The sequence below is a fragment of the Mesorhizobium sp. WSM4809 genome (assembly GCF_055811655.1).
Genome location: NZ_JBVVQW010000002.1, coordinates 509,338 through 531,201, shown reverse-complemented (window position 1 = coordinate 531,201; position 21,864 = coordinate 509,338). Strand labels below are relative to the sequence as shown.

Genomic DNA, 21,864 nt, shown 5'->3' with positions numbered 1-21,864 from the left:
GCTCATGTTCAAACAGATAAGACCCGCGATCATCATGATCGTCTTCTTCACGGTCCTGACCGGCCTGATCTATCCCTTGGGCATGACCGGCATCGCCCAGGCGATCTTCCCGCGCCAGGCCAATGGCAGCCTGATCGAGAAGGATGGCAAGGTTATCGGCTCCGAGCTGATCGGCCAGGGCTTTGCCAGCGACAAGTATTTCCATGGCCGCCCCTCGGCCGCCGGCGACGGCTACAACGCCGCCGCCTCGAGCGGCAGCAATCTCGGCCCGACCAATCCCAAGCTGATCGACCGCATCAAGGGCGACGCGGAAAGACTGAAGGCGGAGAATCCGAACCAGCCCGTCCCGATGGACCTGGTGACGACGTCCGGCAGTGGCCTCGATCCCGATATCAGTCCCGAAGCAGCTTACTTCCAGGCCGCCAGGGTGGCCAAGGCCAGGGGGATCGATGAAGCCAAGGTCAAGGCGCTTGTCGATGCCCAAGTCGAGGGCAGGGAGCTTGGCTTCATGGGCGAGCCTGTGGTCAATGTGCTCGGTCTCAACCTTGCGCTGGACGCTGCGAAACAGTGAATGGTGCGGGCCGGGGATCGACAGTATCCCCCGCGCCATCCATGATCGGTCCCGATGCCGGACGACAGAAACAACGACGCCAGACCTTCTCCCGACGCACTGCTTGACCATGCCGAGCGGGAAGGTCGCGGCCGGCTGCGTATATTCCTGGGTGCCGCTCCCGGCGTAGGCAAGACCTACGAGATGCTGATGTCGGGCCGCGCCAGGCTGACCGACGGCGTGGATGTGGTGATCGGTGTCGTCGAGACGCATGGGCGCAAGGAGACACTGGCCCTGGTCGAGGGTTATGAGGTCATTCCCCGCCGCAAGGTCGACTACAAGGGGCGCATCCTCGACGAGATGGATATCGACGCCATCCTCGCCCGGCGCCCGGCGCTGGTTCTTGTCGACGAACTCGCCCACACCAATGCGCCCGGCAGCCGCCATCCCAAGCGCTATCTCGATGTCCAGGAAATCCTGACGCACGGTATCGACGTCTACACGACGCTCAACATCCAGCATGTCGAAAGCCTGAACGACGTCGTCGCCCAGATCACCAAGGTCAGGGTTCGCGAGACGGTTCCCGATTCCATCATAGACCAGGCCGACGATGTCGAGATCATCGATCTCACCCCCGACGACCTGATCAAGCGGCTCGAGGAAGGCAAGGTCTATTTCCCCAACACCGCGCAGCGCGCGATCGAGAACTATTTCTCGCCGGGCAATCTGACGGCGCTCAGGGAACTGGCGCTGCGGCGCACCGCGCAGCGCGTCGACGACCAGTTGCTGATCCATATGCAGGCCCACGCCATTCCCGGACCGTGGGCCGCGGGGGAAAGGGTTCTCGTCTGCGTCGACGCGCGTCCGGGCGGGGCGGCGCGTATTCGCTACGCGCGCAGGCTGGCCGACCGGCTCCGTGCCCCGTGGACGGCGCTGCATGTCGACAGCCCTCGCTCGGCCAGCATGCCCGAAGCGGACAAGGATCGGCTCGCGACGAACCTTCGCCTTGCGGAGCAGCTCGGCGCCGAGGTGACCACCATTCCCGGTCAGAACATCGCGCAGGACATTGTTCGCCATGCGACGGCGAACAATTTCACCCATATCGTGGTCGGCAGGCCGACCCGGTCGCGCTGGCGGGAATTGATCGAAGGCTCGCTCACCTACGATCTCATCCGCAATGCCGGCGACATCAGCGTCCATGTGATTTCAGGAACCGAACGCAACGCCGAGGTGACGTCGAGGAGCGTCAAGGCGGCGGACGAGCAGTGGCAGTTCGAGATCTGGCCCTATCTCAAGGCCACGGCCTTTGTCATCGGTTCGCTCGCCTTCGCCGTCGTTCTCGACCAGTTTCTCGACGTTCGCAACCTGGCGATCATTCTTCTCATCGGCGTACTGGCATCGGCGGTAACCGGCGGTCTGTGGCCGGCTCTGTACGCTTGTTTCGCCAGCGCCCTTGCTTTCAATTATTTCTTCCTGGAGCCTCGCTATACGCTGACGATCCGGGATCCGGAGAGCATCGTCGCGCTCGGCGTCTTTCTCGTCGTTGCGGTCATCGCCAGCAATCTGACGGCGCGCGTGCAGCGCCAGGCGGTCGCCGCCCGCTCGCGGGCGCGGGCCACGGAAGACATCTACCTCTTTTCAAAGAAGCTCGCCGGCGCCGGTACGCTCGACGACGTCCTTTGGGCCACGGCCTTCCAGATCGCCTCGATGCTGAAGCTGCGCGTGGTGCTGCTTTTGCCGGAAGACGGGACGATCACCGTCAAGGCCGGCTATCCGCCGGACGACACGCTGGCCGAGGCCGACATCGCCGCCGCCCGCTGGGCCTGGGAGCACAATCGTGCCGCGGGTCGCGGCGCTGACACCCTTCCGGGCGCCCGGCGCCTCTATTTGCCCTTGCGGACGGGGCGCACGGCCATCGGGGTCGTCGGCCTCGACAACGACAAGCAGGGTCCGCTGCTGACGCCCGAGCAGCAGCGGCTGCTTGACGCACTGGCCGACCAGGCGGCGGTCGCCATCGAGCGTATACAACTGGTTGCCGACGTCGACCGCGCCAAGCTCGCCGCTGAGGCGGACAGGCTGCGCTCGGCGCTGCTCACCTCCATTTCCCATGATCTGAAAACGCCGCTCGCCGCCATCATGGGCGCGGCCGGCACGCTGCGGGATTTTTCAGCAGCGCTTCCCGAACCGGACCGGGCCGAACTGCTGTCGACGGTGCTCGACGAATCCGAGCGGTTGAACCGCTTCATCGCCAATCTGCTCGACATGACCAAGATCGAGTCCGGCGCGATGGAGCCGAACTACGCCTTTCACTATGTCGGCGACATCGTCGGCTCCGCCTTGCAAAGGGCCAGGAAAATCATTGGCGAGCACAAGATCGAGACCGACATCCCCAGGGATTTGCCGATGTTGAAGGTCGACCCGGTGCTGTTCGAGCAAGCGTTGTTCAATCTTCTCGACAATGCGGCGAAATATGCCCCGGCAAGCTCGACGATTCGCATGCAGGGTTGGACCGACAATGGCTCCGTCCTGCTGCAAATCATGGATGAAGGGCCAGGCATTCCTCCCGGCGATCTGGAACGGATTTTCGACACGTTCTATCGAGTGCGCAAGGGGGACCAGATCCGCGCCGGTACGGGGCTCGGCCTGTCGATCTGCCGCGGCTTCGTCGAAGCGATGGGTGGCACCATCATGGCGGCAAACCGGACCGACGGTTCGGGCGCGGTGTTCACCATCAAAATGCCCAGGCCGGCAAATCCGCCCAATTTCGACGCTTCGAATACCGACGACCACGACGTGGGTGACCTGGCATGACAAACTCGAACGTCAGGATATTGGTCGTCGATGACGAGCCGCCGATCCGCAAGCTGCTGCGCGTCGGGCTCGGCAGTCAAGGTTATGCGGTCAGCGAGGCGCCGAACGCGAAGGTGGCGATCGAGCTGATGGAGGCGGAGAAGCCGGACCTCGTCCTGCTCGACCTTGGGCTGCCCGGCATGAGCGGTCATGAGTTGCTGCGCAAATGGCGCGACGATGGTCTCGACATTCCAGTGGTCATGCTGTCCAGCCGAACCGACGAGGCCGGCATCGTCCAGGCCCTGGAACTCGGCGCCGACGACTATGTCACCAAACCTTTCGGCATGAACGAGCTGGTGGCGCGCATTCGCGTGGCGCTCCGCCACAAGTTCCAGCAACAGGGCGAGAAGCCGATTTTCCAGACCGGCGATCTCAGCGTCGACCTGGTCAAGCGCATCGTCAAGGTCGAGGGCAAGGAGGTAAAGCTGTCGCCGAAGGAATACGACATCCTGCGCATGCTGGTGCAGCACGCCGGCAAGGTGCTGACCCATCATTTCCTGTTGAAGCAGGTCTGGGGCGACTCGACCGATGTGCAGTATCTCAGGGTCTATGTCCGGCAGCTCAGGCAAAAGATCGAGAAGAGCCCCGACCAGCCGCGCTACATCACCACCGAGACCGGCGTCGGCTACCGCCTGCGCGAGGCCGAATGAGCAGGCCAGGTTTTAGCCGATAGCTTCCCGTGGCTGGCCAAGCGGTCTGGAAACCCGCAAAGCCGCGAGGCAGCCGACAATGCCGAGCGGCACGAAGGCAAGAAACAACCACGACGCTACGTTCGCCGCCGCGTCGTGGTTCAGACCTTGCGAAAAGCCGCTGGCGTTGGCGACGATGCCGGCAAGGGCGGCGCCCACGGCATAGCCGATGCGCTGCATGGTCGGCACCGCCGCCGAGGCGATGGTCTGCTCGCCCTCCGGGGCGGAGGCGACGATGACGCGCGTCAGGAACGGCCAGGCGACGCCGAAGCCGCCGCCCTGCAACAGGGCACACATCAGGATCAGCGGGATGGAGCCCAGGGGTATCGCATACGCAAAGCCGGCGATGCCGGCCGCGATCATCACTGCGCCGCCGACGATGATCAGCCGCTCGCGCTGCGGCGGCGCGTTGGCGACCAGGATCGAGAGGATCGACCAGGCTATCGATTCGGCGGCGATGATGTAGCCGGTGGTCAGCAGCGGAATGTCGTGAAGGCTGGTCAGCAACAGCGGTCCGTAGACGCCGAAGGAACAGGTCGCCACCGAAAAGGCGGCAACCATGGTCATGCCGGCGCCGACCGGCGTGCGCCATGAGAACAGCCGCGCCGGGAACAGCCGCGAACGCGGCTTCAGCGCGTCGATGGTGAAGAACAGCACCAGGCCGATGAGTCCGAGGGCCATCAGCAGCGAAGAGCGCAGCAAGGCGATGTCGACGCCGGCCGAGGCGATCAGCACCACGGCGACGGCAAGGCAGCCAAGGGCCGCGAACGGGAAGGGTGGTGCCTTGCCCGTGCTCGTCTTGGTTTTCGTCGCCTGCGGCGTGTCGAGCACGAGGAAGCTTGCCAGCGCCATGGCGGCGCCGCCGAGTGTGAAGATGCCGAAGGCCCAGCGCCATGACAACAGCTCGGTCATGATCGCGCCGAGCAATGGTCCGCTGAAGGCGGCGACGCCCCAGATAGCCGACATGATGCCGAAAAGCTGCGGCCAGATGGCGCGCGAGAACAGTCGTTCGACCGAGACGAAGGCCAGCGACACCAGCGCACCGCCGCCAAGTCCTTCGATCAGGCGGCCGGCGAGGAACAGCTGCATGGAAGGCGAGGTGGCGCATATCAGCGCGCCTGTTGCGTAGAGCAGCGCGGCGACCACCATGTTGGTGCGCAAGGGGACATAACTCACCAGTCGTCCGGCGGCCGCGCCGGCAACGATGGCGCCGAGTTCGTAGATCGCCAGCGACCAGCCGACGAGCTGTACGCCCGCCAGTTCGCCGACCATGGCCGGCATAACCGTTGCCACCATCGTTTCGTTGGTGGCGTGCAGCAGAATGCCGAGGCTGATGAAGCAGAAGCGCGCCAGGTCGCCGCTTGCCCACAATACGCGCCAGTCGACCCTGTTTGTGCTGATCCCGGTCATTTCCACCCCCGTCTTGCATATCTCGACGCCAGCGCAGGACGCCAGAAGCCAGTACGGGTTTCCGGCAGGAATGTGATTTTCCTTGTTCGTCAATAGCTTAGAAGTTTGTGGGACATCCAAATTTCTCAATGTATTCAAATGCGCAGGGTTCAATTTTGTCTCACTGTGTGTCCAGACACTGGCCAACGAGAGCGAACAGCGCGTCCTGATTTCCTCCTGCTAGAATGGGAAGCCCAATGTTGAGTGCAGCGAACGGGAGAAAGTACGAACCAAATTTGGCGAGCCCTTGATGACATGTCGAAGTGGAAGAGCGTTTTGGAGAACACGCGCCTACGTTAGGTCTGGAAGGCTCCCACTGTTCCAACAGCAGCAGGCTCGGACAGAAACGGCCTGCCGCTGAACTCGTCATGCAACAAGCTAAATTGGCATCACCAGCACGCTAAATTCAGTTAACGCAAGGATTCAACTTGGCCGCTGCTGGTCCTCCTGAAAGGACTTAACTGGCCATATCCAGACACTGGCAGAGGGAACAGGCCGGGGTCGAACCTTATCCGGTTTGCGCGCCAATCAAACCTTCGATTCACTGGAGAACCAGACACTCCTCCATGAAGGTTGGAAGAACTTGTTTCCTCAGGCGTGCCACAAGATCCTTCCCGTCGGTAACGTCGACGCTGGCAGTCTCGACTATCGTCTCTTGGCCTATGATCCGGAACTGCGCATGGAGGCCCTCATTGTCGCCTAGCCCCTCGTGATAGGGGTAGAGCAAGCCGAGGCGCCTTGTAGAGATGGGCATAAACATCATCTGGTAAACGTGACCTTGAGAAACCCCCTGCTTCGGACCATCGATCCGCGCGGATATACGTTTCCATTCGTGTCGATCACCTGGGTTACCTGTCCTCCGCGCCAAATTAGGATGTCGGGCTTTGTTTGGAACGCGGCGCGCGCGTCCTCCAGAGAAGTCAGACAGAACAGTCGCCCACCCTGCAGCGTAACGCGGAACTCGGTCCCTGTGAGAGCGCGCGTCACCAAGCGTCCGACATACTCCTCGAAAAGCGCGTTCATCTCAAACAGGAGCGCCGTGCCTTGCCGCTGCTGGTCGTCTGATATTGGTTGCGCAAGAACAGTCGTGTCATGCCGAACAGTCGTGTCATGCCGAACAAGTTCTGCCACGCGCAGTTGGTCCGTCTCGATGCGAGATGTCAGTCAGATACGATCCCAAACACCCGCGCAGCGCCTCGCGGCTTGCAGGGAAAGGATCGGGGCAATTAATAGCCATTCGGCGCGGTGAAAGCGTGACTCACGTCCCGCGCGTGGATGACAGGCGCGTCCTGAATGGCATCTTCTAGGTCTTGAGGTCTTGAGGTCTTGAGGTCTTGAGGTCTTGAGGTCTTGAGGTCTTGAGCGCCGTGGCGCCGGCAAGCCCACATTCAAATATCGGCTCCGCCTCTTGACGCTCGTCGGCGAAGCGGTTTTCGCCTGCTTCAGTCGACCGCATCTCTTCAAATAAGAGACGAGTGTCGTCTCAAATTTTGCGACTGCGAGGGGCTACATTCCCTATTGCTCTGTTGCGCCTTACTTGTAATATTAGCTTGAGCGCAAGAAAACCAGAAGACCAATGCGTAGAGGGGACGAACCATGGGATTCGCGAAAGGGTTTCTAGTCGCGATTTCCCTTGTTGCGCTGATTGGGTCTGCATCGGCCGAAGAATTCAAAATCCAGGTGAAATCATTCATCGCTCCGACCAAGTTTGAAGATGTTCATTCGATAGAAGCGGGGGTTCTCGAAGCGATTACAAACGCTAATTTTTCGGAAGACCCCCAAGCTGGTGACCTTGGCTCAGAAGACTATAGGTTGTGGAGCGAAGCCAAGCTAAATGCGACATGCTCTGGCGGCAAACTATCCTCTGTGAGCCTGAGTTCGGCTTCAACCGACGCCGGAACAGAGTTGTTTGCCTTGGAGGCCAAAGGCGAGTTGGAGCAAGAAGCGCAGCTTATGAATTTAGCGCCCGATGATGCGGAAAAAGTACGTCGATTCAGCTGGCAGATGCGTGGCCGTCCTAACGCGGCGACGCTAGCCGGGTTCTACCTGCATGACTATCGAAGTTGCGTTTGGATATGGCACCGGGTTGAAGGGGTTGTTTCTTGTTCAGGGGATAACCCCATGCTCGAAGTCAAAGTCACAGGATCGAGATTTCCCTCTCATCGGATGTGGGTGAATGGCAGGATTGAGGGCTCCGTAGGCCAAGGTCCGCTCGAATATCTATGGAGTTGCAGCAAGACGGATGCAACTCGGGTGAGATAGCCTTGGGAAATAAGGATCGACTAAAACTTCTGGAATTTTTCCGATTTTCAGAGTTGAAGCTTATGAGGGACCTTAGGCCGCGTTTCCTTCGCTCGATTTGCGCACTGGCAATTGTTCTGTGCTCGACCACTCGGGTTTTGGCAGCCGTCACAGCCTCCACCTCCACGATGGAGGGCGCGGCGATTGATGGGGGAACGGTCATCGTTGAGGCATCTTCTTCCCACGTAGCAATACAAATCTACTGGGAGGACAGAGAGCATTTTCGCACATCGTTCCGATCTTTTGCGATCATTCCAGATCCCGTTGGCATTGGCGATGCGGCGCAACTTGCTTGGAAAGTCGCGGTCGGCTCCGATGGCGACGTCGAGACGGCTGCAGCGCATTACAACGCGCAGCGGAAGTGGGAAGCAGCGGCCGGAATGCCAGATGGGACGCCGCTTGAAGACCTCCAATACCGCATCGTCGTTTCACCAGAACAGCGCGCCGCGGTGGTCGCCGTATTGGAAAAACGGGCGAAGGATTCGGGCAAGCTGTCAACCCCGGCGAAGAACGCAAACGGCGACCCGCTTGTCGACTATGCCCAAGCCGGCGTCGGGGCGATGATCGACGTGCTTCGAGCAGCACAATTTATGCTTGAGGTCAGCGACGGCAAGACGATCGAGGCATTCCCGAATGCTGGCGAAGTCGTTTCGCCTCTCTCGTGGCTATACGACCTGATGCTCCTCAACAGCGGCGGTGTTAGTGGCAGCCTCGATGGGTGCATCATCGCACACCCCTTCAAGGGTGTCGATTGGGCAGACCCGTCTAAGGCGCCGGGCATTCTCGCGCGCGAGTTGCGCCGGCTCACTGATCGAGCTAACGTCGCCCTGACGCTCGTCGGGGGCCCGATCGTTGGTCTCAACCAACCAATTGACAAGCTGAAAGCGTACCTGAACGAGCATGAGGACGAAGCGGATTTGCTGCCCTTCGGGCATTTCGATCCGGTCATGCTCGATATCCTCGACTGCCAGATGCGACAGTCGATGGCGGGGAGCGAAGCAGTCCCAAATTCGATCGTTGAGCGCAGCCAAGTCTATCGCGCTTTCGACCAATATCTTGAGGCACAGCGCGAAAAATTCCCAAAAGCCCAACCGCCGCGCTTCTTCGAAGCCGCACACATTGTCACAAGACCGCTCGGTGTGGGCTTCGTTGACCTAATCGAGCTCTACCCACTCGCCCGCATCGACACTGTTTGGTCGGTTCTTTTTGACGGCGCTAGAATGGCCGATCTGACAAGCACCGCAGACGGCCCACTGCCGCCGTATTCGCCGGAAACGCGCGAGTTGCTCCGCACCCTCAACGTTGAGTTGTTCAAGCTGAATCGCAGGGTCATGCGTAAGCTCTTCGCGCGGCCCGGCAGGCTTTTCGATCCGCTAGGGACAAGCAATCCCGCGATGTCACCCTTCACGAAATCCATGGCTTTCGATCTTCGCATGGTTGTCGTGGAACAATCATTCATCCGCAGCTACCTCGCAGCGAACGGCCTCGCCGGTAAGCCCCAACTGATGCAAGAGTTGACCGCTGCGAGCCGGGTTCTTCCGGGCCTAACGATCGAGAAGGCGTTCGCGCAGAAAGGTGGTGTAAATTTCGCTTTGCTGGATCGGGTGCGCACCATCTTTGCCGCCGTGGACAAGGCTGGCGCGATTGCCGGTTACAAAGCCGACTTTGGCGATTTTCGCTACCGCGTCGCTATCGGCTCCGCTTATGTTTTTTTGCTACATGACGTTAAGCTCGACAAGGGGAAGGGGGATGGCGCGCGGCTCGGCGAATACCTCAAGGCGCTGTTTCGCAACCTCGAACGTCGCCCGGCAACTGCGGACGGACGGCGGCTCGACGATGAATTACAGCGCCTGCGCAGTGCCCCTCCGGCATTGCCGGCCCTGTCAGCGGATGCGAAGTCAGATAGCGCGAAGCTGATGCGTGGCCTTTTGGCCTATCTCGCGCCGGATGCAAAGAGCCGGTCGTGGCTTGACTGCGATGTCATGAAGCCCGGTCGGGCCATTCTGCAATCTCCGCAAGAAGTTGCCGACGTTGGCAAGCGCGTCGAGTTCCTAGCGCAGAACGGGCCTGCGGCCGCTATCGCTGCATTTGAACTGTTGCCGCAGGGCGGTGCCATGGACGGTGCGACGAATCCGCCCGAGCCATATACTGCAGAGATTTGTGGCTCCATCCACAAGCGTCGCGTCGCCCTCGACTGCACCCTCGCCGCTGAGACGGGCGAAAAATGTGCCTCAGCTCTAAAACAATCCGTTGTAACCGCCGGCGAGGATGGCCAAAAAGACAGACTTTTCCTGTTCGACGAGAGCCAGGGTCCCAAGGTCGAAGCGGCGCAGATCGCTCCGTTCCTCTCAGCCGAACTCAGAGCTAATGGCGATAGCGATTTGGCTTCGGCACTTAAGCGGAGCCTCAACGCTGCGAGCGAACACGCGCGCCATCTCGCGATCTTCAACGCGCTGGACGAAGCCAGCGCCGATGCGGTGACCGCTCTGCGCGCAGGGATATCCGAAGCCGATCTGAGTGCTGTACGTTCAGCGCGTACCGCAGTTGGAGCAGACACCGCCGGGCCCGTTGCCGACGATCCTGCCGCAACGGAGCGTCTCGAGACGGCACTGAGCTTGGACGGGCAGATTGCTGCCGTTGAGCGGGAAACAGCCGCACTAGCGCCTCTGATCGCCAAAATTGACGCCTTCTATGAGGCAGATGGGCCGCTACCGGTTACCGCGGAGGCGGGCAACGCAGCGGCCGAAGATGAGATCGGGCGCGAAACCGTGACCCTCGGCCCGGAGAAGCCGGCTGACACCTCGCTCGATATCAGTGCGAGCCTTGCGGGGATCGGGCTCGACATCAAACTAGAAATGACGGGTCATGATACCGACGGTCTGCCAGTCTACACGGCGTCGCTGGTGTATCGCCGAACGCTGAGCGGTGGCAACGCGACCATCTGCAATACCAAAGGCGCGGAGGAATGTGTGGCGGACTCGGCTGCCGGGGGAGCAGGCGTTGAAATCATACCGCTTGGAGTCAGCGTGCACAATGTCGTGCGCCTCGCGGCTGGTGGCTTCAAAGCCTCAGCTGCTCGCGGCGAGAACGATGTTTCATTCGATCGCCCCACTGCTGCCAAGGCGCTGCATCGGCTAGGGCTTCCCTCGGTCTTTAATGTGGGTAACCTCGACGTCTCAGTGTCTCCCGAGATCGACGACGTGTCTGTGTCCTTCCGTTCCGACATCGGTGGGCTCGATACCGGCGTGGTCGTCCTGACCATACTTGAGAATGGCAAGATCGCCGATCTCGAAGTAGCACTCGAAACGGCGGTGCAGTCAAAGATCGCCGAGTTGGATTTCAGCGCCCAATTCAGTGCTCTTCGGTTGCCTATTTATGGAACACGGGATCAGGGGCTCTGGCTCGCACCGGAGCCGGAAGGCGCACGCATTGCATTGGACTGGAAGGGGCAGACTCTCTCCGGATCGATCGCCTACACGCTCGGCTATATGCAGGCTAAAGTCACCGGCGATGCGCTTATCCTCGCGACGGACACCGGCTTCAAGGTTCGCCAACTGACCTTTGCGCCGGACGCGGGCCGTGTCTTCCAGGACGCGCTGCTCAAAGGCGCCAACCTCGTCGTCGAACCCCTGTCAAAGATGAACGTCATTCCCGAATATGCCAATGACCAACTCATGCTGGCCATTTCGGCAGATGTCGCACTCTATGGGTGCCGGTTCCCAGTCATGCTCAGGATCAAGCCCGAGGTCCTCGGCGATCCGGACGCCGTGGTGAAGCAGTTGGTCCAGAGCGCTGCGCAGACGCCGGCGGCGATCGCGATTTGCGCAGGCAAAGGTGCGGCTACTGAACTGCTCAAACTCCTTGAGAGCCGCAAGATCGCACTGTTCGGTATTGAGCTCGCAATCGACAATGCCAATGCTCTTGCGACCGAGCTCGCCGGCAATCCGGGAGTACAGAAGCTCGATCTGGCCGTAACGCTCAGGGACGATTGCGACGCGGCGGCTCGAGTTCGCAGCCTGACCGGCATCTCGATTGTTCCGGATGGCGCAAATTGGCGGATCAACCTCGCCAAGCTGGACCAGGACGGTCGGAAGGCGCTCGGGTCGGTCGTAGAATGCCGCATCCGAGGGCTCATTGCGGTCGGCGGCAAGCTCGACATCAGCGAGTTCGAGATCGGCGACGATGCGGCGTCCGCGCTCCTCGTGATCCGCGAGCTGCCTTGGTTGGGTGATGTTTCGCTGGGCCGGATAAACTTCGCTGCGCTTTCCGGTGGCGACGCCGCGAGCCTCATCGGCGAAGCGGCCAAGGCGGCGGTGCAGCAGAAGGTGACAGAAGAACTTGTACGACGCTTCTCAGATCCGGTTCCGCTCGCGGGTATTGGTGAATTTGCCCTGCAGCCCAATGGCACAGAAGCCGTGTTGTTCGGGAACGACGCCCACCTGACGCTCAAGGGCGATATCGACATACACGGCGTCAAGGCTGTCGCTCGACTGACCATCCCTTTCAAGGGACTGCCGGGTGGTACGAAGGTCGACATCGATGTCCGCGAGTCGCTTCTGACCAACATTCTTGGCGTGATTAGTGACTCGCTGCCGTTCGGCGGCGAGAACGTCAAGGTCACCGCGCCCCGTGTCGAAAGACTGGGTGCCGAGGGCCTTCGTTACGGCATCGTGTTCGGCATCTCGGCTACTTTCGGCTTTGGGGACAGCGGCGGTTTTAAGGTCGATTTGCGGCGCGTCGAGATTTCCGACTCAGGCGTCAAACTGGCGGGCCAAATCAGGATGCGGCTCGGCATCGATCTTGAGTTCGTCTATTTTGCGCTCACCAACATAACGGTGGTTTACGACACTGGAAGCGAGGGCGGCCAAAGGGGACTCATTCTTGAAACCGACGTCGCGCCTTTCACTTCCGCTTTGGGATACATAATCAAGCTCGAGGGGTCGCTCGATCTGCGGGAACTCCGCTCCAAGCGTTTCACTATGGACGCTGCGCTGGTCCTGCTCAACTCCATCGACCTGATGCTCACGACCGGCACCGTGGATTTGGCCAAGACAAGCGTCACCTTCGATGCGCACACGGCGCCCGGGGTCGACGCCATCATCGACATCAAGGGGTCCGGCGAGATTGATGGTGAGAAGAAAATCGCCGCAGCCCGTACTTTTCTGGGGATCCTCGGCATCAAGCTACAGGAAAGCCGGCTCCTGCTCTGCGCCAAGCAATGCGCCGAGGGCGCGGACGAGACGATGCAGATCTCGGTCAACCAGAACCTGCTCATTGGCAATGCTGATGTCGTGGGGTCTAGCCGGCTCGATTTCAGCGAACCACATGTCGGCGCGCAAGTGGATCTTGATCTGTTCGGTTGGCATCCGGCGGGCGCCCGCCTGGATGCTTCGCTGCAATCGACGGTCACTTCGCTGAGCTTCATAGGCATCAAGGTCACCGTTATTACGCCCAGTATGGACACGATGACTCCCGCTCTGCTGCTCGGTATACTTAAGGACCTCCTCGACATCGACCTTAAGTCGCTCCTTAAGCTCAAGCTCAAGGACGTGACTGTATCGCTTATGCATGGCAGCGGCCAGGTCAGTTCCCAAAATGGCAAAGATGGTGGTGGCGACGATGGGGAGAAAGATAATCCCGGCAGCGCGCCCGGCGCGCCCGATCCTCAAAAGGACCCGCCCAAAGGTTACAAGAACCAGCCGATCGATCCGGGTCAGGGCCAATTGCCGCGCGAACCGCAGGTGCCTGGCATTAACGAGGGTTTTGGCGACGATAAGGTCGCTGCAATATATTGCGAGAAGGTCTTCGGCCAGAAAGGTGCCTGGTCGTCCGAACCGGGCGACCGCTTCCAGTTCTGGGTCTACTCCGCACGCGACAAGTCCGTCAGTCTTTATGGTGGGCATACCCATGATGATCCGGGCAACGCGACATGGCATGAATGGACCTTCGATTCAGTGACAGCCGCCTCGATCTGCACCGATGCGACCGACCCCGTAAGAGCGCTTTCGACATCCGCGTATCCCAGAGTCGGCGTCGGTCGGCAGATGAGCTACGACTACGAGGATTGTGTGAGCCACACGCCCTCCATTGGCCTCAACAGCTTGGTCGGCGACGACGCAGCCGACAAGACAAAAATGGTAACGTCTTACAAGCCGGTTCTCTGTTGGAAGAGCAACGAAGGCACGATCTACGACATGCGGCTGCGCCTACTGCACGCCAGTAGCCAATTCTATGCAATGGTCGAATGTCCCGTAGCCGGCATCGCGCCGCCGGAGTTGGAGAGCGATCCGCTCTTCGTCCGCGTCTGCCGTGCGCACACCGGGCTCGTGGCGCTTGGCGCGATGGGCGACGCGTCTAGCACAATAACGGCCGTGCAGGAGTACGAACTCCTCGACATCCGGGCCCGCGACATATTGGTAAGCGGCAAAACTGACGCGCCACAGGTCGATCGCTTCGATGTTCCGCTTGAAGGCAACAATGTTATCCATGTCTCTCTGTTTCAGATCTTTGATCAGACGGGCGCCGACGCCGGCCGCAGCGTCTTCATGCAGGCTCCCAATGGATCGACCGTGACGGGGCTGCTGCCACCGGATAGCCCGCTTCTGCGTTGGAGTATGCTTGAAGGTTTTCGTGAGCCGATCTACCACGCGTGGTTCGACGCCAAACAAGCTCCCACTGTCGATTTCGATTTTGAGACCACAGACTTGGCTCTCGGCGGCACCGAGAGCGACGTGCGCCGCGTCACGTGGCTGCATAAGGGAAAGGAGGGTGGTGTACTGACCCGCTTGATCGACCTTGACTTGGCCAATGCGCCGTCCATGGAAAAATCCTCGCGGCGCGACGTTCTTGATGCGCTGCGCGAAGAAATTCCCCTTTTGTCCGATGGCGATCCGTGGGGAGTGACTCTCGGCGCCGCGCCGCAGAGCAGCCTGAGGCTCTACGTCATGCGGCAACGCCAAGCGGCTTCAACAGCCATGCACGTCTTGCTCGATCTCCTCGCGGGCCCGTCGAGCACCTCCCATGCCGGCGATTTTAGCACAGCGCCTCGCGCCAGCCGCCGCGCCTGTCCGACTGTGGATCACCTGCTGGCGGAGTTGCAGTCCGCCATGCCGCCTGGCACTCGCCCGCTATCGGAATCCGATCTTGCCATAATACTTTCCGATCCCGACGCCGCGTTAGACAAATACCATCCCAACAGCCATCCACTGATCGCAATTCGCAGGGACCCGTGCTCGCCATGAGCAGACTATGAACAATTTGAACACGAGTTCTAAGGCAATCCAGGAACCGAGGCGCACAGGCCCAGGCCCAATGCCTCGAATGCGACGCCGGTTCCAGGTGCTAAGGCGCAGGCTGTTTAGGTACGGGTCGTTGGGCGACCAGTTCCTCGTCCTAATGCTTCGGATGCGCCGGAAACTCTTTCATCGTAGTCTTTCTTTGACGAGGTTTGGCTGGGTCGTGGCAATCGGCGTCTCGCTCGTCATGGGAACGATCTGCTATGCAGCGCTGGAGGGGCACTACGGAGCAAAATTGATCAAGGAGGTTAAGGCAGTCGACGGTATCGTCGATCTCTGCTTCGAGACCCAAGGGCTCGACCCAGGTGGATGCGGCACCGAGGGCAACGATGGGCGGTCGAAAAGTGAGCAACTGATGTGGTCGCTATTGATCAAGGCCGGTGTCATTGAGGTGACCGAAGCCGAGACGCCCGACGAACTCAAGGGCGCGTGGAGCAGTAATTCAGCTGCTAAGGCCGTCTATGACTACCTGACCAGTGAAGGTGGCGGTAAGAACGCAATAAATCCCCGGAAAGCAGGCACTATAGATCTTGTTATTGGCCTCGCCGGCCAGATGTGTCGCAACAGCTCAACCGTTACCGAAGACGAATTCAAGCGCGATCGCATCGCGCAATTCGCCGCCGGGGTTTATCCGCCTTGGGTGACCGACACGGCAGGCATGTTGCAGAGCGAGACTGGCAGTTTCGGGTTCCGGGGGTGGCTGAACTCTATCTTCCGGTTCGCGCCGGCTACGTCCATTTCCGACGTTCAAATCATCTCCGAACTGACGCGCCTCTCGGATGCACAGATATCTCTACGCAGCAAGGACGGTGCCGCCTCTGCCCTCAACAATCTCGGCTACGGCTACGACGCCCAACTGCAGAAGCGGTGTTCGCTTGATCCTCTCAGCCCGCGCGATTTCTATCTGCGCATGGTCGCGTTCGAGAAGATGGCCACGTACCTACTCGGGCGCATCGGTTCCAATCCCAACGTGCGCGCCTCAACGACCGAGCTTACCTACTACACCGGGTACGAACAGTACTTTCTGATCGTCGACGGCATCTTTGCCCTACTGCTGATCCTGTTGCGTGGTCTCGCATCGATGGCGACGGCTCGCGGCGCTGACTTGACCATACGCGGGGCGGACAAGGCAGCATCCACCATGGCGGCGCGAGAGTTGCAATCCTTTGTCCGTGGCTGGCTCTATCGCAAAGCAACGAGCGAAGACCCGGGCATCCGAACTTACTGGAAAGATCAGCTTTCCGATGAACTTGTCAGCGGACGCTGGCCCGTCCGCTTTGCCATTGCCACCTTGCCTGCGATAGGCTTCATCGGCACCGTGCGAGGCATCCTGATGTCGCTCTCCAATGCCGACCAGATTGTCTGGGCAACCACCACGCCGGAGCGTGCGGACGCCATAACGTCTCTGTCAGGCAATCTCGGCCTTGCCTTTGCCACCACCATGATCGCGCTGCTGTTCGGTGTCGTCATCTCCTTCTTCTCGGCGCTTGAAGCCTGGTTCGAAGAGCGTACCGCGCTTACCTTGTTCCGCGACCAATTCGATCCGCCGCCGACATGAACTTCGACCAACCCGACAATCCGTTCTTCCTAAGCTTCACCGACGTGTTGACGTGCGTGCTCGGTGGCTCGGTCGCCCTCTTTCTGATCTTCGTGGTCATGGTGAAGTTGGTGCCGGCGCAGGAAGCGCAGCGGGTAGTCACCACGGGTCGGTCGGGGCTCGCAGTGGCGCTGGAGCGCCAAAAGCTTGCGGGTCCGTCTCCCGTGATCGTGCAACTGGTTTCGTCCGAATGCCCGGTAATCAGATCTCTTTCTAGCGACGCTGATGAGGTGGAGAGTTGGGACTTCACGTCCCGCTCCGAGAATGGCACGGTGCTTTGCGGCAAGATGTTGGTTTTTAAGAAGGGCCTTCCGGCAAAAACCACCAGGATCCTAGCGCCCAAGCCCCCAGCCATCGTTATGCGCGTCACTATTGGCATCGGCGCCTACACCTGGTCGCCATCGATCAAGATCAATCCGGCCATTTGGCAGCAGTGGGATCAGGCGATCGTCAGATTCAATCCGAGTACGCCGCAGAACATCGTTCGCTTTGCGAGCGACACTTTCCGAGGCGTTCCATTCGATGGGGCCGATGAGCTATGAGCCGACGTCGGCAGAAGCCATCCGAAAGCAACCTGGCGCTGAGCTTCATTGACACCATTTCGGGCGGCTTCGGCGCCACCTTCTTCCTGTTCCTGATTTTTGCTTCGATGCCGCTAGCCAACAACGCTGCCGGCAGCGGCGGCTCCGGCCGGTTCATGGAGGTATGGCTCAGATGGGGTGCCGCGCAGGAACTCGCTGAGATCGAGTTGACCTATGCCGACAAGCCGCCGATCCGGCTCACCTCGTCGGATTTCACCGTCGACCCCGCGACCGGCAAACTCATCTCGAAGGGAACACGCTACTGGAAGTCGGCCTTCGCCAGCGGCTTTTCCTGGTTCGGTGAGGCAAACATGAGAACCGCCGCCAACACGGAATCAGGCACCAGATTGCGGTTGAGCGAACCTTGCCCCGGAAAATGGCAGGTTGCCGTCCGTCTTCACAGCCGTCCCTCAGGGGAAGATTGGTTTAAGCTGGCGAACCCGATGCCGCTCGAGGCGACGATCTTGGTGTACGACGGCCTTGATGACTACTTAGCGCTCAAATCGAATGCGACGGGTTTGCTCCCAGGCGCGGAGCAGGTGCTCACATGGAAGGATCGTGCGGACAATCCGGTCGGAACCCCTCTCGACCTAAAAAGCCCGCGCCGCTTTCAGACTCCAGCCTACTGCCTCTAGACTCAGACTAGCTTGCCACGGCAGGCAAAGTGCGCGGCCGATCGACATCGTTGCTCGATCGACAATCGTTTTATGGTGGCTTCGACTCCGCCGCAATTCGAACGCCCGCTTTGGCGAACGCACAGAACCTTTGTAACCGGATGATGAAGCTCGGCAGCCTCAGTGATCCGAAGCCTTCCCGGGCATCTTGTACGATTGCAAACTACAGTCCCAGGCTGCGCTTTCGGGTGAAACCCCATTCAATGCCGCCTCCCTCCTTGGCGACGCCAGCGATGTGCTGGCCAAGCTTCTTCTCAAGTGCAGCGGACCACGGCACGAGTTGGAAGCCGAGGCCGTTGTCGATCATCGCGAAGCGACCCGACGAGAGTAGCAAGCGCTGGCGATAGGTGCCTGAGACGTGTTGGCCGGCAGTAGCCGTCACCTTCGGCAAGCCGGTTTTTTCCGACAGATTCTTGCCGACGGCGTCCAACTCGCGACCGAGCAGCGTGTTGAGCAAATCGCGCTGGAGGATGATGCGCTGACCCTGGCGGCGCGGGCGAGCCCTTCGTCGGCGAGATACTCGGCGCGGGCCTGCATGGCGTCGCGGGCCTCTACGCCGAACCCGCCCATGGAGAGTCGCATCAGGGCCGCATTGCCGATCATCTTACCCGGCTCGACTTCGTCGTCTTCGATGAACTCGGCTGTCTTCCCTTCGCCCAGGCCGGCGGGCAGTTGCTCTTCCATCTGGTCTCGAAGCTTTACGAACGCACCGGCGTCATCTTCACCACCAATCTCGCCTTCGGGGAATGGCCGAGCGTCATCGGCGACGCCAAGATGACAACCGCGCTGCTCGACCGCCTCACCCATCACTGCGAGATCGCCGAGACTGGCAACGAATCCTGGCGCTTCAAGAGCCGCTCTCAAAGCTGAAGTCCGAAAGCCAATCAGTCGCACCCGATCAGGGCTGTGCAACCCCGACCAGCTTCGCCTGATCGGGCGCTTACCGGCGTGCCTCTCAACACCGAAAGCCGGGGTCCCTTTTGTTCGAAAAAACAGGGTCCCGATTCCGTGGTCATTGACAGCTTGGGCAGGCCTATTCGACTGAACGGCGTGGGTGTGATGCGTGCTTCCAACTCATTCTGAGCAAGGCTGACGATGACATTGCCGAGATCGGGAAACCCTAGCTCGCTAGACGCTGCTGCCGTTCGTTTCATTGATCGGAACGAGCCAAGAACGCCATATGTGGAATTTGCCACACCCAAGGCATGAGTCCTTGTCGGAAAAGCTTTTCTTGTGAAGCTACAAAGGTTTCAACTCGCACCCTCCATGCCGGGCCTCGTCGGGCAAAGAGTCGCGACGTCCTCTATGCCACGCGCTCGATACGGTCGCCTGCAGGCTCTTGCGTTCGAAGTATGAGATGTTCATCATCCACAAGACCAGCGACCATTGACGAGCCGATGGACTCATAGTCACAACCCATCAGAAGCGCATGCCGAGGACGGCTAACTGCGACGTAGAGCGAATTCCTGCCGACAGCGTCCGAGCCATTGTACGCAGCCAAATTCGGGATCACAACCACGTCGAATTCAAGCCCTTTGGCTTCTACCGGGGTCGTGAAATGAGTGTGAAACCGCATCGTCAGCTTTGAATGGTCTGAGATCATTGGATTTCGGAAGTTCGCATCGAGATCGCCCTGCATCAACGCGAACCACCGATCAACATCCTGGTCGTCCGCACAAATTACGGCCACGCTGGCAGTCTCCGGAAGCGCGACAATGCGATCGGTCGCCATCCGGGCGAATTCCGCGGGATCCTCGTACACGTCCAGCGGAGCATGGCAGGGGTTGACCGCTCGTCCTCCGTCTTCCTCCGTCAATGAACGGAAACATGCTGACAGCGCCGCAAGTGGGCCGACCTGGCGCATGTTGCGGTCTAGGAGGACGGATGCATGACGCATTGCAATTTGGGGGAAGGCGCGCTGCACCTCTGCAAGACCATCGCGATGAAGCCGTTGGCTCGCATCCCCGGAAACAGTCACGAGCCAGTACTTCGACAGCGCCTTGTAGCCCATCAGGAGCACCTGCAATTCGCTAAAGTCCTGGTACTCATCGATGAAGACCCCAACCCGCTCCGCAAATGTCCTCAAGTATGGGATGGCCCGGATGTCACGCTCGAATTGATCGCAAGACAGTGCGTTTAGGCAAAGGGCGCAGATGACGTCGTCATCCGTCACCAGGTTCTGATCAAGGCGCTCGACTATCGGTTCAACCACGTCTTTGGACGGGATGCCCACACTCAGGGCAAGTTGCTCAATCCGTGTACGGTACGCAGGATCGGTAAATATGCGGACGTATAGGTCTTGCGGATTGAGAAGCCTGAACAACCGCTGTTGAGCGTTCTCGACGGCTTCGCGGACAATTCGCCGCTCACCCGACTCGAGGTCGCGAGCTTCATTTTCCCCAAGACGCACTCGGCGATCGATCTCGATCGCCACTTTGCGCAAGACGAACGTCCGTACGTCGAGGTCCGGCGCTCCCTCCAAGCTTCTGATTAAGCTATGAAGCCTAGAACTGAGCGGTCCCTTGGTCCAGGAACCTGCAACGAGTTGCTCCCAGCGTCGGTCCGATATCTTTTCAGCTCCCGGAACGGCGGGCTTTGCCAGAGGAGCCGCGGCTATCTCTCTCATACCATCTGCGACGCACCCTGCTGCAACGATGTCTAGAATCTTCAGCCAGCGAACCGACTTCTGCTCCGGGTGGCAGGGTTCCGAAGACTTTTTGAACGGACGACCGATGAATACGCGACGATGCGTGCGCTCGGCGTTCAGGAATTCGGCGAAATCTTGGATCTTCATCGCTCCGATGTCCAAGCTCTCAGCCGTCTGCTTCAGATACGACACCAGACTCGGGCTGAGCACGAAGCCAATCATGCCGCTGGCATCAAAGTCGGCGAAGTCCCGCTCGTGCAACCCGTACTCAGGGAGATGCTCAAGTGATCTGAAGTTCGCGAAGAACTTCAACCGACCAAGGGCGACCGAAGTCTTGCCACTGCCCGCAATGCCATGGACAATCTGGAGGCCTCGCACGGTTTGGATGCCGGCTTCCTGGTTGGTTGTTGTTTGCGTGAAGAACTGGGTGCCGAGCGAGACCTCCACGTCGTCACCCAAAAAAGCGTTGCGGCGGATATTCCAGAAAGGATCGGCTCGAGCATCTGCAGATACTTCGTCTGAAGGTGACACATCGAACTCTGGCGTCGGAACCAGTTGAACGACATCTTCTTCTGAATGGCTGGCAATCGATAGAGATCCATCGACTTCAGTTGGCGAGTCCTTAACGACAGGCTCAGCTCGTGTCTCTTCGGGATCTGAAGTTAGGACGGGACGCGGCAATGAGCGGACGAACGATCGAAGATTGAATACCTCTTCGTCCGTGAGGCCGTCGCCAACCCTAAACAGGAGTCTCTTCGCGTCCGGATTTTCGCGGAGAAGATTGTTCATACCGGTTATGTCGACAATTCCGGTAACGACAATCGAACGCTCTCCCTTCGGGACACGAACGGAGATCTCTTCTCCGACAGAACAAGACGCTATTTGGCTTCCGACTGGCGAATTGCGAGCCACGAGGCGGATGGGTCTGTCAGGAAATCCTGCATTGGCTTGCGAAACACGATAATAGGTAGCGCCAGCGTAATCCCCATTTTCGTCATACTCATCCGCAAACACAACACGTCCATATCCGCGCTTTGCGACTTCCTCGAACGCCTTTGTCAGGCCGTCGCTGATATTTACCAGTTCGACTTGCTGGATATTCCGGATGACTTCCGGTCGCCTGGCTCGGTTGCCTTCACGAATCCTTTCTGAAAGTCTTGCACTGAGTTCGCCAAGGATATCGAATTCCTCTTTAGCCCGATCAATTGTCTGCTGACGCACTTTCAATCCC

At 59.7% G+C, this 21,864-nt stretch carries 12 protein-coding genes and 2 pseudogenes; 9 read left to right on the top strand and 5 right to left on the bottom strand.

All coding sequences use genetic code 11. The annotated features are described in order from the left end of the window. Nucleotides 1-4: 4 nt before the first annotated feature. From kdpC to AC0L24_RS06975, 3 genes are read left to right on the top strand one after another with little or no spacing between them, the layout of a single operon-like run. Nucleotides 5-571, top strand: a complete 567-nt coding sequence (kdpC, locus tag AC0L24_RS06985; protein ID WP_127321033.1) for a potassium-transporting ATPase subunit KdpC — start codon at nt 5-7, stop codon at nt 569-571. A 54-nt stretch (nt 572-625) separates the two neighbouring features. Continuing rightward, a complete protein-coding gene (locus AC0L24_RS06980) occupies nt 626-3,361 on the top strand; it encodes a sensor histidine kinase (RefSeq protein ID WP_127809350.1) in 2,736 nt (911 codons plus the stop codon). Then, the gene (locus AC0L24_RS06975) at nt 3,358-4,050 is read left to right on the top strand and encodes a response regulator transcription factor (RefSeq protein ID WP_127409005.1); all 693 of its coding nucleotides are present in this window, start codon (nt 3,358-3,360) and stop codon (nt 4,048-4,050) included. Before AC0L24_RS06980 ends, AC0L24_RS06975 begins: the two co-directional genes overlap by 4 nt. Before the next feature lie 12 nt (nt 4,051-4,062). Here the strand turns inward: AC0L24_RS06975 and AC0L24_RS06970 are convergent, their stop codons facing one another. The 3 genes from AC0L24_RS06970 to AC0L24_RS06960 form a co-directional block, all read right to left on the bottom strand. Continuing rightward, nucleotides 4,063-5,499, bottom strand: coding sequence for an MFS transporter (locus AC0L24_RS06970; protein WP_473563598.1), 1,437 nt, complete (start codon nt 5,497-5,499; stop codon nt 4,063-4,065). Nucleotides 5,500-6,079: 580 nt separating this feature from the next. After that, nucleotides 6,080-6,265: a hypothetical protein gene (locus AC0L24_RS06965; protein WP_473563597.1), complete on the bottom strand. Its 186-nt coding sequence runs from the start codon at nt 6,263-6,265 to the stop codon at nt 6,080-6,082. A gap of 32 nt (nt 6,266-6,297) precedes the next feature. Then, nucleotides 6,298-6,561 (bottom strand): 5-methylcytosine restriction system specificity protein McrC, encoded by a 264-nt coding sequence (locus tag AC0L24_RS06960; RefSeq protein WP_473563631.1) that lies wholly within the window; start codon nt 6,559-6,561, stop codon nt 6,298-6,300. Between the two features lie 573 nt (nt 6,562-7,134). Here AC0L24_RS06960 and AC0L24_RS06955 point away from each other — a divergent pair. The 5 genes from AC0L24_RS06955 to AC0L24_RS06935 all read left to right on the top strand — a co-directional run bounded on the left by AC0L24_RS06955 (nt 7,135) and on the right by AC0L24_RS06935 (nt 17,947). Then, entirely contained in the window at nt 7,135-7,800 is a 666-nt protein-coding gene (locus AC0L24_RS06955) for a hypothetical protein (RefSeq protein ID WP_473563596.1), read from the top strand. Nucleotides 7,801-7,937: 137 nt separating this feature from the next. Continuing rightward, complete coding sequence (locus AC0L24_RS06950; RefSeq protein ID WP_473563595.1) at nt 7,938-15,080, top strand: hypothetical protein; 7,143 nt, start codon at nt 7,938-7,940, stop codon at nt 15,078-15,080. A 130-nt stretch (nt 15,081-15,210) separates the two neighbouring features. After that, nucleotides 15,211-16,692, top strand: coding sequence for a MotA/TolQ/ExbB proton channel family protein (locus tag AC0L24_RS06945; RefSeq protein WP_473563594.1), 1,482 nt, complete (start codon nt 15,211-15,213; stop codon nt 16,690-16,692). Further along, nucleotides 16,689-17,273, top strand: a complete 585-nt coding sequence (locus tag AC0L24_RS06940; RefSeq protein WP_473563593.1) for a hypothetical protein — start codon at nt 16,689-16,691, stop codon at nt 17,271-17,273. Before AC0L24_RS06945 ends, AC0L24_RS06940 begins: the two co-directional genes overlap by 4 nt. Further along, the gene (locus AC0L24_RS06935) at nt 17,270-17,947 is read left to right on the top strand and encodes a hypothetical protein (protein WP_473563592.1); all 678 of its coding nucleotides are present in this window, start codon (nt 17,270-17,272) and stop codon (nt 17,945-17,947) included. Before AC0L24_RS06940 ends, AC0L24_RS06935 begins: the two co-directional genes overlap by 4 nt. Before the next feature lie 202 nt (nt 17,948-18,149). Here AC0L24_RS06935 and AC0L24_RS06930 read toward each other — a convergent pair. After that, nucleotides 18,150-18,568: pseudogene (locus tag AC0L24_RS06930) on the bottom strand (DUF3363 domain-containing protein); the annotation flags it as partial. Here AC0L24_RS06930 and AC0L24_RS06925 point away from each other — a divergent pair. Beyond that, nucleotides 18,569-18,856 (top strand): annotated as a pseudogene (locus AC0L24_RS06925) (ATP-binding protein); the annotation flags it as partial. 433 nt (nt 18,857-19,289) lie between these two features. Here the strand turns inward: AC0L24_RS06925 and AC0L24_RS06920 are convergent. Next, nucleotides 19,290-21,854 (bottom strand): ATP-binding domain-containing protein, encoded by a 2,565-nt coding sequence (locus AC0L24_RS06920; RefSeq protein WP_473563591.1) that lies wholly within the window; start codon nt 21,852-21,854, stop codon nt 19,290-19,292. Nucleotides 21,855-21,864: the final 10 nt, after the last annotated feature.